The sequence below is a fragment of the Rhizobium ecuadorense genome (assembly GCF_001187535.1).
GTDB classification, from domain to species: Bacteria; Pseudomonadota; Alphaproteobacteria; order Rhizobiales; family Rhizobiaceae; genus Rhizobium; species Rhizobium ecuadorense.
This window is the reverse complement of record NZ_LFIO01001367.1, coordinates 1-222: the sequence shown is the minus strand read 5'-3', so window position 1 is coordinate 222 and position 222 is coordinate 1. Positions and strand designations below refer to the sequence as shown.

At 63.5% G+C, this 222-nt stretch carries 1 pseudogene; it reads right to left on the bottom strand.

Annotated features, from left to right (window positions below):
• A pseudogene (locus AF337_RS29495) lies at window positions 1-222 on the bottom strand (acyl CoA:acetate/3-ketoacid CoA transferase); the annotation flags it as partial.

The following is a 222-nucleotide window of genomic DNA, read 5'->3' as shown; positions in this document are numbered from 1 at the left end:
CCTCTTCGGTGGCGATGCGGCCGATCCCGGCGGCAATGCCGATGCCGAGGTTGATGGTTGGACGATTGAGTGGTGCCAGCTCCAGGAAGGCACGTCGCTGAATAATTTTATCGACCGACAGTGGCGCCGGCTGCAGGCGGCTCATCGCCATCCGGACGCGCCCGGTATAGGCGATATTGTCCGTCTCGGCGAAACTGACGCCGTGCTGGGCCGGATCATCGC